Raw genomic sequence first — 15,727 nt, 5'->3', positions numbered from 1 at the left:
CCCCGCCCCCCCGCCGCTTGCGGGGCGCGGGCCGGTCCGGGCGGCGGCACCGGAACGGGGCGGGAGGCACCGCAGCCCTCCCGCCCCGCGGTCCGCGCCGCCGGCCGACGGTGCGGGGGTCGGGCCGTCGGCCGGGACCCTGCCGGCGGCCGGGAGTCAGCCGATGGTGAGCACGGCCTTGCCGGCCACCCGGCGCTCGCGGACCGCGGCGAGCGCCTCGTTGATCCGCTGCCAGTCCTCGCGGTAGGCGATCTCCACCGAGAGCGACCCCGAGCCGACCAGGCCGGCCAGCGCGGCGAGGTCCTCGTCCACCGGAGCGCCGGTGACGAAGACGAAGTGCCGCAGGGTGGCCTGCTCGTGGCCACCGAAGAAGCGGAAGAAGGACACCGGGGTGTCCTCGCCGGAGGAGTTGCCGTAGCTGAACACCGTGCCGCCGGGGCCGACCAGCTCCAGCGCCGTGGTGAGCGAGGCACCCCCCGCGGCCTCGTACACCACCGCGAACGGGCCCTCGGCCTCAGCCGGGTCGCTGACGACGGCGGTGGCGCCCAGCTCGGTGAGGCCCTTGGCACGCTCGGCGTTGCGGGCGACGGCGGTGACCTCCGCGCCGGCCGCGGCGGCCAGCTGGACGAGGATCCGGCCGACGCCGCCCGCCGCACCGGTGACCAGCACCCGCCGGCCGAGCAGGGTGCCCGACTCGCGGACCAGGCGCAGCGCGGTGAGCGCGGCCACCGGCAGAGTCGCGGCCTCGGCGAAGCCGACGGTGTCCGGCAGGGCGGCGACGAAGCCGGCCGGTACGGCGATCCGCTCGGCCCAGGAGCCGTCGGCGAGCGAGAGCGCCACGACGCGCTGGCCGGCGGTGAAGCCGTTCGCGGTCTCCGCGACCACGCCGGCGACGTCCCAGCCGGGCCGCCAGCCCTCGTCGTTGGTGGGCAGGTTGATGATCTCGCCGCGGTTGACGGAGAAGGCCTTGACGTCGATGAGAACGTCGCCGGCGGCGGGAGCGGGATCGGCGACCTCGCGGAAGGCCACGTCGCCGCTGGCAGGGGTGTTGACGATCGCGCGCATGCGGTGTCCCTCGGACTCGTGGTTGTCGGTGCGGTGCGGTGCGGTGCAATGTGCGGAGTGCGGTGCGGTGCGCGGGTGGTGCGGCTGTGCTGCGGTCAGCCGGCGGCGGGGCCGTCGGTGCTGACCAGGTAGGTGGCGGCGAGGTCCTTGCCGCCGTGGCCCTGTTCGACGGCGCGGGCGAACCGGGCGGCGACGGCCGCCGCCATGTCGAGGCGCAGACCGGCGTCCTCCGCCTCGGCGAGGATCAGGCGGGCGTCCTTCGCCGCGGTGGCCAGGCCGAAGGCGGGGGAGAAGTCCCCGGCGGCGACGGCCGCGGCCTTGCCCTGCAGGTACGGGCTGTCGAGGCCCCCGCCGGCGACGGTCTCGGCGAACATCCGGGCGTCCAGGCCCAGACCTTCGGCCAGGGCGATCGCCTCGGCGGCACCGGTGGCGGTGGCCAGTACCCAGCTGTTGACGACCAGTTTGAGCCGGGAGGCGGCCGCGCCCGCCGCGTCGTCGGCCAGCCAGACGGTGCGGTCGGCGATCGCCGCCAGCACCTGGACGGTGGCGGCGCGGGCGCGCTGCGAACCGGCCGCGAAGACCACCAGCCGACCGGCCTCGGCGGGCTGCCGGGTGCCGAGGACGGGTGCGTCGACCAGGTCGAGGCCGTGCTCGGCGGCGAACGCGGCGAGCGGGGCGAATCCGCTCGGGCCCACCGTGGAGGTCTGCAGCCAGACCTGGCCGGCCGTCAGTCCGTCGGCGGCCGCGCGGACCACCTCCAGCACGGTCGGGCCGTCGGTCACCATGGTGATCACGACGTCGGCGCCGCGCACCGCGTCGGCCGGCGTGCCGGCGACGACCGCGCCCGCGGCGGCCAGCGGTTCGGCGGCGGCCCGGGTGCGGTTCCACACCCGGACGTCGAGACCGGCCCGGCACAGGCTGCGGGCCATGCCGGCGCCCATGATGCCGGTGCCGAGCAGGGCCACGGCCGTGCGGCTCACAGCACGCCCTTGGGGGAGTCGCCCTCGTGCAGCTGGCCGAGCACCCGCAGCTCCAGCGGCTCGGCGAGCAGGTCGTCGAGCAGCCCGGCCAGCTCGGTCAGGTGCGGGGTGCCGAGGTGCCGCTCCAGCGCGTCCCGGCCGGGCCAGCGCTCGATGGCGAGGAACACGTCGGGGTCGTCCAGGTCCTGGTGCATGGAGTAGTGGATGCTCTCCTCCTCCGCGTGCGTCGGGACGATCACCGCACGCAGACGGCGCTCCAGTTCGTCCCGCTTGCCGGGCTTGGCGACGGCCCGGCCGACCACGGTCACAGTGCTCACGGTCTTCTCCTCCGGCTGCTCACAGCCCTGTTCGCGGCGCGCATGACGATCCGTCATGCGCGTTTGCGTCGAAACCGTAGCATCATTCGAGATCTGATGGGAGTGGAGGTTCTTTCATTGCCTCCGGCTTGACGATGACTATTCGAGATCTTATGGTCTTCTCGAGTCTTACGGTGGTCGCCCCGCGGGCCGGGGCCGGACCGACACGGCGACATCCGACGCAGCGGCATCCGACGCAGCGACATTCGACGAACTGACAGGGAGACCCCCCGATGCGCTACCGCTACCTGGGCGACACCGGCCTGGCCGTGTCCGAACTCTGCTTCGGCGCCATGACCTTCGGCGGAGGTGCCTCCTTCCTCGGGGCGCCGGACCGCAACTGGTCCGAGTTCGGAACCGTCCAGGACCAGGACGTGCACCGCCTGATGGGCCTCGCGCTGGACTCCGGCATCAACTTCTTCGACACCGCCGACGTCTACAAGAACGGCATGGGCGAGGAGTTCTTCGGCCGGACGCTCGCGAAGGTCCGCGACCGCGTGGTGATCGGCACCAAGGGCCGCTGGCGGGTGGACGGCGACGGCCCCAACGACTTCGGGTCGACCCGCCACCACCTCAACGCGGCCGTCGACGCGAGCCTGCGCCGGCTGGCCACCGACTACATCGACCTCTACCACCTGCACGGCTTCGACCCGCGGACGTCGCTCGACGAGACCCTGCGGGTGCTCGACGACCTCGTCCGCTCCGGCAAGGTCCGTTACATCGGCGTCTCCAACTTCGCGGCCTGGCAGCTGATGAAGGCGCTCTCCGTCTCCGAGCGCCGCAACCTGGAGCGCTTCGTCTGCTACCAGGGCTACTACAACCTCGGCGCCCGCGACCTGGAGTGGGAGATCATCCCGCTCGCCCAGGACCAGAAGGTCGGCATCACCGCCTGGAGCCCGCTGGCCGGCGGCTTCCTCACCGGCAAGTACCGGCGCGGCGAGGGCCGCCCGGCAGGCAGCCGCCTGGCCGAGGCCACCCCCGCCGAGTCCGCTCCGCTCACCGACCAGGAGCAGGCGTACGACATCGTCGACGAGATGGCCCGGATCGCCGAGGGGCGCGGTGCCACCGTCGCCCAGGTCGCCATCAACTGGGTGCTCTCCCGGCCGCAGATCACCTCCGCGGTCATCGGCGCGACCAAGCTCCACCAGCTGGAGGACAACCTCAAGGCGATGGAGTGGGAGCTCTCCGCCGACGAGGTGGCCGCCCTGGACAAGGTGAGCGAAGCCCGCGTCCCGTACCCCTACTGGCACATCGCCACCGTCGGCGCCGACCGCAAGCTGCCCGGCGACGTCTACCCGGCCTGACCCGCAGGCTTCCCGGTCCGTCCGCCGCTGCGCCCCCGTCGCGGCGGCGGCGACCGCGGGCAGGCGCCACCCCGTCCCCCGGCCCGGCCGCCGGAGCGACCGGGCCGCCCCCGAAGAAAGGCGGTCCCCGCCATGTCCGAATCCCTGAGCGGCAGAGTCGCCGTCGTCACCGGCGCGGCCAGCGGCATCGGCGCCGCCACCGCCCGGCTGCTGGCCGGGCGCGGCGCCCGGGTCGCCCTGCTCGCCCGCCGCGAGGAGCGTCTGGAGGCGCTCGCCGCCGAGATCACCGGGGCCGGCGGAACCGCCCTCGCGGTACCGGTCGACGTGACCGACGCCGCCGCCCTGGCGGTCGCCGCCGACCGGGTGGCCGCCCTCGGCACGGTCGACCTGCTGGTCGCCGGCGCCGGGACGATGCTCACCGCCCCGTTCGAGCTCGGCCGCACCGAGCAGTGGCAGCGCATGATCGACACCAACCTGACAGGTCTGGTGCACACGATCCACGTCTTCGAACCCCAGCTGGCGAGGGCCGCACGGTCCGGCGGACCGGCCGACGTGTTCACCGTCTCCTCGATCGCCGCGCAGATCTCGGCACCGAACTTCGCCCTCTACTGCGCCACCAAGGCCGCGGTCAGCCACCTGTCGCGCAACCTGCGGACGGAGTTCGGCCCGCGCGGCATCCGCGTCACCGCCCTCGAACCGGGCGTGGTGGAGACGGAGTTGATGGACCACCTGGACGACCCGTCCGCGCAGGCCTGGCTGGACGGCCTGCGCCGGTCCATCGAGGTGCTCACCGACGCCGACATCGCCGGGATCGTCGCGCATGCCGCGGCACTGCCCCGGCACGTGAACCTCTCGCAGATCGTGGTGCTGCCGACCGCCCAGGTCTGAGCCCCTGTCGCGGCCGCCGCCGCCCTCCTGCCGGACCGGCGAGGCATCTCCCGCCGGGGCACGCCCGTGCCCGTCCGGCGTCACCGACTCCGGTCGCCCGTCCCGGGCGGCCGGTCCCACCCACCCGCACCCATCCGGAAGGACGTCCCACCATGAGACCCGTCAGAGCCCTGCTGCCCGTCGTCCTCGCCGCCGCCCTGCTGGCCGGCGCCGCCCCGGGGGCGCTGGCCGCCCGCCCCCGCGACACCATGCCCAACCTCGGCGACAGCAGCGTCGCCTACACCGTGATCTCCGGCTACGACCACATCCCGGCCGCCGTGCGCGACATCGTCCTCGCCGCCGCGCAGCAGGAGGGCTACGCCTCGCGCCGCCACGAGCCCGGCACCGAGAGCGTCCACGTCGTGCCGGACCCGGAGCACCCGGACCGGATCGTCGTCGCGGAGACCTTCTCCTCCGCCGCCGCCCACCGTGCCCACAGCCGCGGCCCCTACGCCCGGAACTTCGCAGCCCTGCTCGCCGCCTTCGGCGTCACCGGCCCCACCACCACCGTGGCCAACTACTCGCTCGCGACCGACGACGGCACCGGTCGGGTGGCGTCCAGCCGCGGCGACGACGGCCACGTCTTCACCGTGGTTGCCGAGTTCACCCACGTGCAGCCGGAGTACCGCGAGGAGTTCCTCAAGGTCGCCAAGGCGGACGGCTACCTCTCGCTGACCGGCGAACCCGGCACCATCGGCTTCCACTTCGTCCCGGACGCGGCCGACCCGACCCGCTTCGTCTTCCTGGAGACCTTCACCGACGAGGCGGCCTTCACGGCCCACCTGAACGGTGCCCCGGCCGCCGCCTACCTGGACGTGGTCGCGAAGGGCCACATCGTCGGCCCCCACTTCTTCGTCACGCTGGCCACCACCGGCTTCGACAAGCCAGGCGGCTGGTCCGTCCCCAACCGAAAGGCCTAGCAGGCCACTTCGGCGGCGCGCACCCGATGCCCCCGCTCTCGGTGGGCGGCCTGCGCCGGGTGACCACGCCTTCCGCGGGGCGGGCACCCGGCCGGCCCGGGCCACTCCACCTGACTGTTCGTCAGCGGTGGTTCGTAGGCTGTGCGGTGTCCGGGGTGCGGCGGTCCGGAATCCCGTGAGGGCGGGACTTCGGGCCGCCGCACCCGCATGCGGGCCGGCGTCCCGCCGTCCCGCTCCCGACCGCAACTCCCAGGGGGAGAGCCCATGTCCGTCCAGAACGCCCTGCTCAGCGGGAAGGTCGCGCTGATCACCGGTGCGAGCAGCGGGATCGGTGCCGCCGCCGCGCGGGTCTTCGCCGCCGAGGGCGCCGCCGTCGTGCTCGCCGCCCGGCGCGAGCAGCAGCTCGCCGACCTCGTCGACGAGCTCACCGGCAAGGGGCTGGAGGCCTGCTACGCCGTCACCGACGTGACCTCGGACGCCGAGGTCGCCCGGGTCGTGGAGACGGCCGTGTCGCGCTACGGCCGCCTCGACGCCGCGTTCAACAACGCCGGGTTCGCTGCCGAGCAGACGCCGCTGCACCTGATGGAGCAGGCGGTCTTCGACCGGATCATCGACGTCAACCTGCGCGGTGTCTGGTCCTGCATGCGGCACGAGATACCCGCCATGCTGGCCGCCGGCGGCGGGGCGATCGTGAACACCAGCAGCGTCGCCGGGCTGGTGGCGACGCCGGTCGCCGCGCCGTACGTGGTCTCCAAGCACGCGGTGGTCGGCCTGACCAAGGCGGCGGCCAACGAGTACGGTGCCCGGGGGATCCGGGTCAACGCGGTGGCCCCGGGCACCACCCGGTCGGAGATGATCGAGCAGTGGCTGGCGATCCGCCCCGACATCGAGGCCCGGCTGCACGAGGCGACCCCGCAGCCGCGGACGGCCGCACCGGAAGAGATCGCGGAGGCCGCCGCCTGGCTCTGCAGCGACCGCGCCTCCTTCGTGACCGGCGCCGTCCTGCCGGTGGACGGCGGCTACACCGTGCGCTGACCCCCACGGGGGCGCGGGCCCGCAGCGCGGCCCGACAGCACGCCCGCAGCACACCCGATCGCCGCACGGCCCGTCCGGACCTCCGGGCGGGCCGTTCTGCATACCGACCGGTCCGTATGTCTGTCGGAGCAGGGGGTGCGACCGGCCCGGTTCGGCCTGTGCACAGGCGTCCGATCACCGGAACAAACCTACGGGATCGACTGTTTTACCGTCGGCTGTACTGGCCGGTGCACTACGATGCGCTGCGAACTGCTGCGAGGTCGGGAGGATGGCCATGGTGAGACAGGAGAGGGCGGAGCGGACGCGCCAGCGGATCGTCGAGGCGGCGGCCGAGGTCTTCGACCAGAGCGGCTTCGCCGGTGCGAGCGTGTCGGAGATCCTGGCCCGGGCCGGCGTCACCAAGGGTGCCCTGTACTTCCACTTCCCGTCCAAGGAGGCCATCGCGGAGGAGATCCAGGGCGCCGAGGTCGGCACCCTGGAGAGCGCCGCCACCGCCACCGGCCCCTTCCTGCAGGCCATCATCGACGTGTCGTACGCGATGGCGGCGGCCCTGCGGGAGAGTCCGACCGTGCGGGCGAGCATCCGGCTCGCCATCGAGAGCTCCTTCTCCGAGCCCTCACCGGGCCCGTACGTCGCCTCGATCGACCTCGTCCGCACCCTGCTGCTGCGCGCCCAGGGCGAGGGCTCCGTCCGGCTGGACCTGGACGTCGACGCCGCCGCCCGATTCGTCATCAGCTCCTTCACCGGCACCCAGATCGTGTCCCAGGTGTTCACCCGCCGCGAGGACCTCGAGGAGCGGCTCGCCGAGCTCTGGGCGTTCATCCTGCCGGGCCTGGCCGTGCCGGAGTGGGCCGGCCGCCTCCGGCTGACCGCGCCCGAGCCGGTGCCGGCCGGCTGACGGCCCGCCCCGCGGTACGCGCCCCGGCGGGGTCCGCGGCGTACGGGCCGTCAGGCGTCGCCCGGCCCTTCCCCGTTCCTCCCGGTCCCTCCTGGCGAACCCGGGAGCTTCTCCGGCGTTCCCGATTCCCCCGGCTTCCGCCTGCCTGCCGAGCCGTCCGATGCGGCGAGTCTGTGCCGTCTTCGTGATTTCCCGAATGGGCTCGGCGCCGGGGGAAATACTTGTCGTGATCCGGTCATTTGATACTTATATAACAGCGACTTCGGTCGGTTTCACTTCGGGGCGGGAATCGCTCCCGGGCCGCACGGCCCCGGGGCGGACCGGTCCGGCGGGGCCGGCCCGCCGTTGTGGGAAGCAGAGGAGAGGTGGGTGCCGTGCCCAGTCAGGAGCGCGCCGAACGGACCAGGCGGAGCTTGATCGTCGCCGCCGCCACGGCGCTGGACGAATCGGCCGTGGAGGTGCTCGGCGGTGACGCGCTGCCCGGCCTGGACGCGATCAGCCGGGCCGCCGGGGTGTCCAAGGGGGCGCTGTACTACCACTTCCGCTCCAAGGGCGAGCTGATCGAGGCGGTGCGTGCGGAGGCGCGCGCGGAACTGCGCCGGCTGACCGCCGAATGCGTCGCCGCGCACGGTCCCGGTGCAGGTCTGGACGCCGTGGTGGACGTCGCGGTGGCGGTGGCCGGACTGCTGGACCGGGACCCGGTCTGCCGCTCCGGCGTCCGGCTCGACAGTGCCGAGGGCTTCGCGCTGGCGGCCGGCGACGGGCCCCCGGAGTGGATGGCGCCGATCGGTGCGCTGCTGGCCTCCGCGGCGGACCGCGGCGAACTCCGCGAGGGCGTGGTGCCGGGCGAGGCGGTGATGGCGCTGGCCGCGATGGCTGCGGGTGCACTGCTGATCTGCGAGCGCAACGCGGGCGTCAGCCGCACCGAGATGGTGGCCCGGCTCTGGGGGGCGGTGCTGCCCGGCCTTGCCGCGCCGCCCGCCGACGGCTGTCCGTTCCTGGCCGCGGACTGCGGAGCCGTACCCGCTGACCTCGGCAATTGACAAACCGGTCGGTCGGTTCTTGAATCGTTCTTATCGATGCGCGGAACGTGCGTGCGTGCCTCGGAATACCGTCGATTCGTGAAAGGACGCGGCGTATGTCACTGCAGACGGGGGGATTCGCGGCCGGAGCGGCCGAGCCGACCGCACCGCAGGTCCGGGCGCTCCTGAACCGGGCCGTCGGCTTTCCCGGCCTCGCGGAGAAGTACCGCGGCGCGGCGGACCGCCGTGCCGCCGACCTCCGCGTCCTCGACCCGCTCTCCGCCGACGAACTCCGCGAGGCGGTCTGGTCCGGCGTCCGCGGCGGCCTCGCCAAGGACCGCGGCGCCGTGCTCTACCTGGGCGGCGGCACCACCGCGGAACCGTCCGCGACCCTGGTGCCGAGCTGCCTGTTCGCCGGTGACATCCTGCGCGCCTGGTCCCCGCTCGCCCCCGGCGACGTCCTGCTCAACCTCTCCCGCGGCACCCGGCTCTGGCCGGTCCACGACCTCTGCAACGCGCTGGCCGCACTCTCCGGCTGCTCCGCCATCCCGTACGGCACCCCCGACACCGACGACCTCGGCCGCCTGGTCGACTTCTTCGAGCAGTGCGGCGCCACCGCACTGGCCGCCGACAGCCCCACCCTGCGCGCCCTGCTCGAGCACTGCCGGCTCACCGGTCGCCGTCCGCACTGGCTGCGCACCCTGCTCTGGGTGGGCGTCGGCCTGGACGGCGCCACCGCCCGGCTGCTCGCCGAGGTCCTCCCCGACATCGCGGTCTGGGGCCTGTACGGCTCGGTCGAGACCTGGGCGATCGGCTGCAACGGGCCGCGCTGCGCCCGCGACGTCTTCCACCCGCTGCCGCACCAGTACGTCGAGCTGGTCGACGGCGAGATCCTGGTCAGCACCCTGCACGAGCTGGCCGTCACCCCGCTGGTGCGCTACCGCACCGGCGACACCGGCGAGTTCGCCGACTGCCCGTGCGGTGCCCCGCAGCCCGGGGTGCGGGTCCGCGGCCGCTCGGCGGACGTCCTCGCGTTCCGCGGCGCCCGCTTCGGCCGGGCCGAACTCGTCGCGCTGGCCGCCTCGGTGGAGGACGTCGAGGCGGCCGAGGCCGAGGTGTTCGACGCCGGGCTGCCCACCGAGCGGTTGCAGCTCTCCGTCCGGACGGTCGCGGGTGCCCCCTCGGACCGGTACCTGTGCGACTGGGTGCGCGAGTGCGTCCTCGCCCGGCACCTGACCCTGCGCCAGGCCGTGGCGGGCGCACCCGACGCGTTCGAGGTGGTCGCCGCGGCGGTGCGCGCCGACTGAGCCGTTCCGCCGCCCGGTGAACGGGCGCGGGGCCGGGTCCGCCGACGGGCGGCCCGGCCCCGCGCCCTTCGGGGCCGGTGCGGCGGGACCGGGGGAGCTCAGCGGCGGGCCACCCCCGCCGACCGGGCCTCGGCGGCGACGGCCGCGGCGACGGCGGGAGCCACCCGCGGGTCGAAGGGGCTGGGCACGATCCGCTCCGCGGACAGCTCGTCGGCCACCACCTCGGCGATGGCGGCGGCCGCCGCGAGCTTCATGCCCTCGGTGACCGTGCGCGCCCGGACGTCCAGGGCGCCGCGGAAGATCCCCGGGAAGGCGAGCACGTTGTTGATCTGGTTGGGGTGGTCGCTGCGGCCGGTGGCCACCACGGCGGCGTACCGGCGGGCGACGGACGGCTCGATCTCCGGCGTCGGGTTGGAGAGCGCGAAGACGATCGCGTCCGGGGCCATCGCGGCCACCGCCGACTCGGCGACCGTCGCCCCGGACAGGCCGATGAAGACGTCCGCGCCGCGCAGCGCGCCCTCGATCGAACCCCGGTGCCCCGCCCGGTTGCTGTCGGCGGCGAGCGCCGCCTTCACCGGATTGAGGTCCGTCCGTCCGGGGTGCAGCAGTCCCTTGCTGTCGCCGACCGCGATGTCCCCGATCCCGGCGGCCAGCAGGATCCGGCTCACGGCGACGCCGGAGGCGCCCGCACCGGCCACCACGGCCCGCAGCGCGGAGAGCGGCCGCCCGGTCACCCGGGCGGCGTTGCGCAGCGCCGCGAGGGCGACCACGGCGGTGCCGTGCTGGTCGTCGTGGAAGACCGGGATGTCGAGCTCGGCGCGGAGGCGCTCCTCGATCTCGAAGCAGCGCGGGGCGCTGATGTCCTCCAGGTTGATGCCGCCGAAACTGGGGGCCAGGTGCCGCACGGTGGCGATCAGCGACTCGGTGTCGGTGGTGCCGAGGCAGATCGGCACCGCGTCCACGCCGGCGAACTCCTTGAACAGCAGGGCCTTGCCCTCCATCACCGGCAGGGCCGCGGCCGGGCCGATGTCGCCGAGGCCGAGCACGGCGGTGCCGTCGCTGACCACCGCGACGGTGTTCGCCGCCCAGGTGAACTCGTGGGCCAGCTCGGGGTGTTCGGCGATGGCGGTGCAGACCCGGGCAACCCCGGGGGTGTAGGCGAGCGACAGGTCGTCGGCGCCGCGCAGCGGCACGGTCGACCGGGTCTCCAGCTTGCCGCCGCGGTGCAGGTCGAAGACCGGCTCCAGGAACGGAACGATCGGGTCCACGGGCGGGGCGAGGTCGGTCATCAGGGTCCTCCGGGAGGGTGTGGGCGGGGCCGGTCCCCGTCGCGGGTGGCGCGCAGACCGGCGCGGGTGACGGGCGTGGGGCCGTGAGGCCGCGGGCGGCCCGGTCTGGACGGCGGCCGGGTGCGCGGGCCTGGCGGGCGGCCGGTGTGGCGTGCGGTGGGCGTGCGGTGGGCGTGTGGGCCGTGGCCTCAGCCGCGGGCGGCCGGGCCGAGCTGGGCGGCGAGTTCGGCGGCGAGCCGGTCGAGGTCACGGGCGTGGCCGTGGGCGGCGATGTGCCCGTCGGGGCGGACGAGGTAGTAGCCGGGCCGGTGGCAGCCGGTGTGCCGGACGGCGGCGGGCAGCGGGACGCGGACCGTTCGCACCCCGGGGCGTGCGGTGGTGAGCCGGTCCAGCTCGGCGGCCCAGCCGGCCGGGCCGACGGCGGCGAGCGTCCAGCCGGCGGGTTCCTCGCCGGAGCCGGCCGGCGCGGTCGCGGCGGCCAGCGGGCGGGGCAGTACGGCGCCCGTCCGCAGCCCGCCGGGCAGTCGGCCGCGGAGGAGGCAGCCGGTGAGCCCGGACGGCTCCTGGGTCTCCCGGACGGGCGGGTAGGCGAGCCGGCGTCCGGCCATCACCGGCCCGTACAGCCGGGAGAGCAGGCCGGTGCGGTCGCCGAGCCGGAAGGCGGCGTCCCGGAGCAGGACCTCGGCCGGGCCGTCGACCAGCCAGGCGCGGGTCTGGATGTCGGTGTCGCGGACGACCCGCCGGGCGACCGCGGAGCGCTCCGGGCCGTAGCTGTCGAGCAGGCCGGCCGGGGCCTCGCCGTGGATGACGGCCGCGAGCTTCCAGGCGAGGTTGTGGGCGTCCTGCAGGCCGGTGTTGAGGCCCTGGCCGCCGGCCGGGCTGTGCACGTGGGCGGCGTCGCCGGCGAGGAAGACCCGGCCGAGCCGGAAGTCCCCGGCGTGCCGGGCGTGCACCCGGAAGACGCTCTGCCAGACCGGCTCGCCGATCCGGACACCCCGCGGGCCGCGCTCGTCGACGATCCCCTGCATCATCGCGACGCCGACCTCCTGGCCCGGCGGCAGGCTGGAGAAGAAGCGGAAGACGCCGTCGGGCAGTGCGACGACCACCAGGGCGCCCTTCGGGGACTGGTAGTAGTGCGCCTGGTCGGCCGGGAGTTCGCCCTCGATCGGGGCGTCCACCAGGGCGAAGGCGGTCTCGTAGGTGCTCCCGAGGAAACCGGTGCCGATCTGCGCGCGGACGGCGCTGCCCGCCCCGTCGGCGCCGATGACGAAGGGCACCCGGGTGCGTTCGATCCGGCCGTCCTCGTGTTCCAGCACGGCGGTGACCCCGTCGGTGGCCTCGATCCGGCCGGAGAAGTCGAGGTTGTCGAAGCAGAGCAGGCGCACGCCGCGCTCGACCTTGCCGCCGAGTTCGTGCAACCGGGCCTCGACGACGTCCTCGGTGGCGCTCTGCGGAAGGCAGAGCGGGGCGAGGTCCTCGGTGAAGCCGAAGGTGCCGAGCGGCCGCCGGTCCGAGTAGTACCGGAAGGCGTTGATCCGGACGGAGGCGGCGCGGATCGCGTCCAGCATGCCGAGGTCGTCGAGCACGTCCAGGGTGCGCGGCCAGAGCAGCAGGGCCTTGGGGAGGCGGGCGGCGGTCGGGGCCCGGTCGACGATCCGGACCCGGACGCCGCGGCGCAGCAGTTCGCAGGCGGCGAGCATGCCGGTCGGGCCTCCGCCGACGACCAGGACGTCGACGTCCGATGCGGTGATCGCTTTTTCTGTCACGGAACTGACTCCTCGTCTGCCCGGAGGCGGGGTAGCAGATTGACGCTGTCCATAAGATATCTTATGGTCGTCTCGGTTTGTGAAGTACGTAGATGACTGATGGATAGGGGGAAGCGATGAGCGTCCTGGCGGAGCAGGACCTGGCCGCGACGCGCGAGGGCCGCGCGTCCGGCGGGCCCGCGATCATGCTGGCGGTCGCGCTGGCCAGCGTGATGCTGCCGCTCACCGTCACCGGGCCGGCCGTGGCGCTCCCGGCGCTGGCGACCGACCTGGGTGCCGGCGTCGGCGCCGCGCAGTGGGTGCAGAACGCCTACGGCGTCACCTTCGCGGCCTGCCTGCTGGCCGCCGGCGGGCTCGCCGACCGGTTCGGCCGGCGGCGGGTGCTGCTGATCGGCGTCCAGGTGTTCCTGGCGATGTCGCTGGTCTGCGCCCTGGTGCCGAACATCGTGCTGGTCGACCTCGCCCGGGCGCTGCAGGGCGTCGGCGCCGCCGGTGTGCTCACCAGCGGCGCGGCGATCCTCGCCGCCTCCTTCGACGGGCCGGCCAGGGCCAGGGCGTTCGGCGTGCTCGGCGCCTCCTTCGGCTTCGGCCTGGCGCTCGGCCCGCTGGTCGCCGGAGCGCTGGTGGCCTCGGTCGGCTGGCGGGCGGTGTTCCTGCTGAACGTCGGGCTCGGGGCGGTCGTGCTCGCCCTGGTACCGCGGCTGCCCGAGTCCCGCGACCCGGCCGCCCGCCGGGTCGACTGGGGCGGACTGGTGACCTTCAGCGGCAGCCTGGCCCTGCTGGCGCTGTACTTCGTCGAGGGCCCGGAGCAGGGCTGGACGGGCGCCGCCGCGATCGGCTCACTGGTCGGTGCGGCCCTGTTCATGCTGCTCTTCGTACTGGTGGAACTCCGCGTCGAGCGGCCGATGTTCGACCTGTCGCTGTTCCGCCGGCCGACCTTCGTGGTGGTGGTCTGCCAGCCGTTCACCATCACCTTCGGGTTCGTGGTGCTGCTGGTCTACCTGCCGCAGTACCTGCAGGGCGTCGGCGGCCGCAGCGCCACCGAGGCCGGCGCACTGCTGCTGCCGCTCACCCTGCCGGTGCTCGCCCTGCCGCTGGTCGCCGGGAAGATCGCGGCCCGGCTGCCGCTGCGGGTGATGCTCGCGGCGAGCTCCGCGCTGATCGCCGCCGGATCGCTCTGGCTGGTGGTGCTGGGCCCGGACGCCGGCTGGGCCCGACTGGCCGGTCCGCTCGCGGTGTTCGGCATCGGTGTGGGCAGCGCCTTCGGTGTGATGGACAACGCCGCCGTCAGCGTCGTGCCGGTCGAGCGCTCCGGGATGGCCTCCGGCATCTTCAACACCATGCGCATCACCGGCGAGTCGGTCGCCATCGCCGGGGCCGGCGCGCTGCTGGCCGGCCTCTCCGCCGCGGGCCTGCACGGCCGGGTGCCGGGGCTGGACGCGGCCGGCGAACGCGCCCTGGCCGGCGGCGCCGTGCAGGGCCGGCTGGGCGAACAGCTCGGCACCCTGCCGGACGGCGTGCGCACCACCGCCTCGGACGCGGCCGCCGACGCCCTCACCTCGGCGATGCACACCGGCTTCGTCGTCCTCGCCGTGCTCGCGCTGATCGGCGCGGTCACCACCTTCGCGGTGGTCCGCGACCGGGAGCTGACGGGCATCTCCTGACCGCGTCCGGCGCGGGCCGCCCCCGTGCCCGCGCCGGACGCGCCACCGCCCCCACGCCTGCGAACACCCCCCAGAACACCCCCGAACACCGCACCGCCATTCGACAGAGGAGAACAACGCACCATGCGCACACGACAGTTGGGCAGCACCGGGACCGCCGTCGGCGCGATCGGCCTCGGCTGCATGGGCATGAGCTTCGCGTACAGCCCGACCCGCCGCGACGACGCCGAATCGATCCGGGTGATCCACCGGGCGATCGATCTCGGCGTCACCCTGATCGACACCGCGGACGTCTACGGCCCGCACACCAACGAGGAGCTGGTCGGCCGGGCGATCCGCGACCGGCGGGACGAGATCGTGCTCGCCAGCAAGGCCGGCCTGGTCGTCCGGGACGGCGAGATCCTGCCCGACGGCCGCCCCGAGCACCTGCGCGCCGCCGCCGAGGGCTCGCTGCGCCGCCTCGGCGTCGACCGGATCGACCTCTACCAGCTGCACCGGGTCGACCCGGCGGTGCCGGTCGAGGAGTCCTGGGGCGTGCTCGCGGAGCTCGTCCGGGAGGGCAAGGTCGGCGCGATCGGCCTCTCCGAGGCGACCGTCGAGCAGCTCGACGCCGCGCAGGCCGTCCACCCGGTGGCCACCGTGCAGAGCGAGCTGTCGCTGTGGAGCCAGGACCAGCTCGACGAGGTGGTGCCGTGGGCGGCCCGCCACGGGGCCGGCTTCATCGCCTACTCGCCGCTCGGCCGCGCCTTCCTGACCGGCGCCATCACCTCGGCCGCAGAACTGGAGGGCGAGGACTGGCGGCAGGGCAACCCGCGCTTCCAGCCGGAGGCCATCGAGGCCAACCAGAAGCTGGCCGAGGGCGTCGCCGAGGTCGCCGCCCGCTACGGCGCGACGCCCTCCCAGGTCGCGCTGGCCTGGGTGCTGGCGCAGGGCGAGCACGTGGTGCCGATCCCCGGCACCAAGCGGCTCGCCTACCTGGAGGAGAACGCCCGCGGCGGCGACCTCCTGCTCGAGCCCGAGGACCTGGCGCTGCTGACCCGGCTCGGTGCCACCGCCGTCGGCACCCGGTACTGACCGCGGGCCGTGCCGCCGGCCACCCGGCCGCCGGCACGGCCCGACCCCGGCAACTACCCGGAAACACCGCGCAACCACTGTGCCGGGCCGCCGCCCGGGGCCGCGGCCGCCCCCCTCGGG

Annotated in this window: 14 protein-coding genes; 9 read left to right on the top strand and 5 right to left on the bottom strand. The window is 74.6% G+C overall.

Translation table 11 applies throughout. From position 1 onward, the window contains the following. Positions 1-156 precede the first annotated feature (156 nt). The 3 genes from KSNIM_RS09530 to KSNIM_RS09520 form a co-directional block, all read right to left on the bottom strand. Complete coding sequence (locus KSNIM_RS09530; protein ID WP_263102791.1) at positions 157-1,065, bottom strand: zinc-binding dehydrogenase; 909 nt, start codon at positions 1,063-1,065, stop codon at positions 157-159. A gap of 95 nt (positions 1,066-1,160) precedes the next feature. Beyond that, on the bottom strand, positions 1,161-2,045 hold the full coding sequence (locus KSNIM_RS09525) for an NAD(P)-dependent oxidoreductase (protein ID WP_263102790.1): 885 nt from the start codon (positions 2,043-2,045) through the stop codon (positions 1,161-1,163). Further along, positions 2,042-2,362, bottom strand: coding sequence for a putative quinol monooxygenase (locus KSNIM_RS09520; RefSeq protein WP_263102789.1), 321 nt, complete (start codon positions 2,360-2,362; stop codon positions 2,042-2,044). The genes KSNIM_RS09525 and KSNIM_RS09520 overlap by 4 nt, the downstream gene beginning before the upstream one ends. Before the next feature lie 272 nt (positions 2,363-2,634). On the opposite strand from KSNIM_RS09520, the gene KSNIM_RS09515 reads away from it, so the two are divergent. The 7 genes from KSNIM_RS09515 (at position 2,635) to KSNIM_RS09485 (ending at position 9,814) form a co-directional block, all read left to right on the top strand. Further along, positions 2,635-3,705 (top strand): aldo/keto reductase, encoded by a 1,071-nt coding sequence (locus KSNIM_RS09515; protein ID WP_263102788.1) that lies wholly within the window; start codon positions 2,635-2,637, stop codon positions 3,703-3,705. A gap of 132 nt (positions 3,706-3,837) precedes the next feature. Then, the gene (locus KSNIM_RS09510) at positions 3,838-4,593 is read left to right on the top strand and encodes an SDR family oxidoreductase (RefSeq protein ID WP_263102787.1); all 756 of its coding nucleotides are present in this window, start codon (positions 3,838-3,840) and stop codon (positions 4,591-4,593) included. A gap of 152 nt (positions 4,594-4,745) precedes the next feature. After that, positions 4,746-5,552, top strand: a complete 807-nt coding sequence (locus tag KSNIM_RS09505) for a putative quinol monooxygenase (protein WP_263102786.1) — start codon at positions 4,746-4,748, stop codon at positions 5,550-5,552. A 264-nt stretch (positions 5,553-5,816) separates the two neighbouring features. Further along, positions 5,817-6,587 (top strand): glucose 1-dehydrogenase, encoded by a 771-nt coding sequence (locus tag KSNIM_RS09500; protein ID WP_263102785.1) that lies wholly within the window; start codon positions 5,817-5,819, stop codon positions 6,585-6,587. Between the two features lie 274 nt (positions 6,588-6,861). After that, a complete protein-coding gene (locus KSNIM_RS09495) occupies positions 6,862-7,485 on the top strand; it encodes a ScbR family autoregulator-binding transcription factor (RefSeq protein WP_263102784.1) in 624 nt (207 codons plus the stop codon). Positions 7,486-7,859: 374 nt separating this feature from the next. Beyond that, positions 7,860-8,528, top strand: coding sequence for a TetR/AcrR family transcriptional regulator (locus tag KSNIM_RS09490; RefSeq protein WP_263102783.1), 669 nt, complete (start codon positions 7,860-7,862; stop codon positions 8,526-8,528). A gap of 95 nt (positions 8,529-8,623) precedes the next feature. Continuing rightward, positions 8,624-9,814 carry a hypothetical protein gene (locus KSNIM_RS09485; protein ID WP_263102782.1) on the top strand — a complete coding sequence of 397 codons (1,191 nt, stop codon included), beginning with the start codon at positions 8,624-8,626 and terminating at the stop codon, positions 9,812-9,814. Positions 9,815-9,912: 98 nt separating this feature from the next. On the opposite strand, the gene KSNIM_RS09480 is transcribed toward KSNIM_RS09485, so the two are convergent. Further along, on the bottom strand, positions 9,913-11,103 hold the full coding sequence (locus KSNIM_RS09480) for an NADP-dependent malic enzyme (protein ID WP_263102781.1): 1,191 nt from the start codon (positions 11,101-11,103) through the stop codon (positions 9,913-9,915). A gap of 188 nt (positions 11,104-11,291) precedes the next feature. Beyond that, complete coding sequence (locus tag KSNIM_RS09475; RefSeq protein WP_263102780.1) at positions 11,292-12,869, bottom strand: FAD-dependent monooxygenase; 1,578 nt, start codon at positions 12,867-12,869, stop codon at positions 11,292-11,294. A 116-nt stretch (positions 12,870-12,985) separates the two neighbouring features. Here KSNIM_RS09475 and KSNIM_RS09470 point away from each other — a divergent pair, with 116 nt between their 5' ends. Both KSNIM_RS09470 and KSNIM_RS09465 read left to right on the top strand, forming a co-directional pair. Beyond that, entirely contained in the window at positions 12,986-14,533 is a 1,548-nt protein-coding gene (locus KSNIM_RS09470; protein ID WP_263102779.1) for an MFS transporter, read from the top strand. A gap of 123 nt (positions 14,534-14,656) precedes the next feature. Then, on the top strand, positions 14,657-15,607 hold the full coding sequence (locus KSNIM_RS09465) for an aldo/keto reductase (RefSeq protein ID WP_263102778.1): 951 nt from the start codon (positions 14,657-14,659) through the stop codon (positions 15,605-15,607). Positions 15,608-15,727 lie beyond the last annotated feature (120 nt).

The sequence above is a fragment of the Kitasatospora sp. DSM 101779 genome, assembly GCF_025655475.1.
In the GTDB taxonomy this organism is placed as follows: Bacteria; Actinomycetota; Actinomycetes; order Streptomycetales; family Streptomycetaceae; genus Kitasatospora.
The sequence above is the reverse complement of the archived record's forward strand: the minus strand, read 5'-3'. Positions and strand labels throughout refer to the sequence as shown.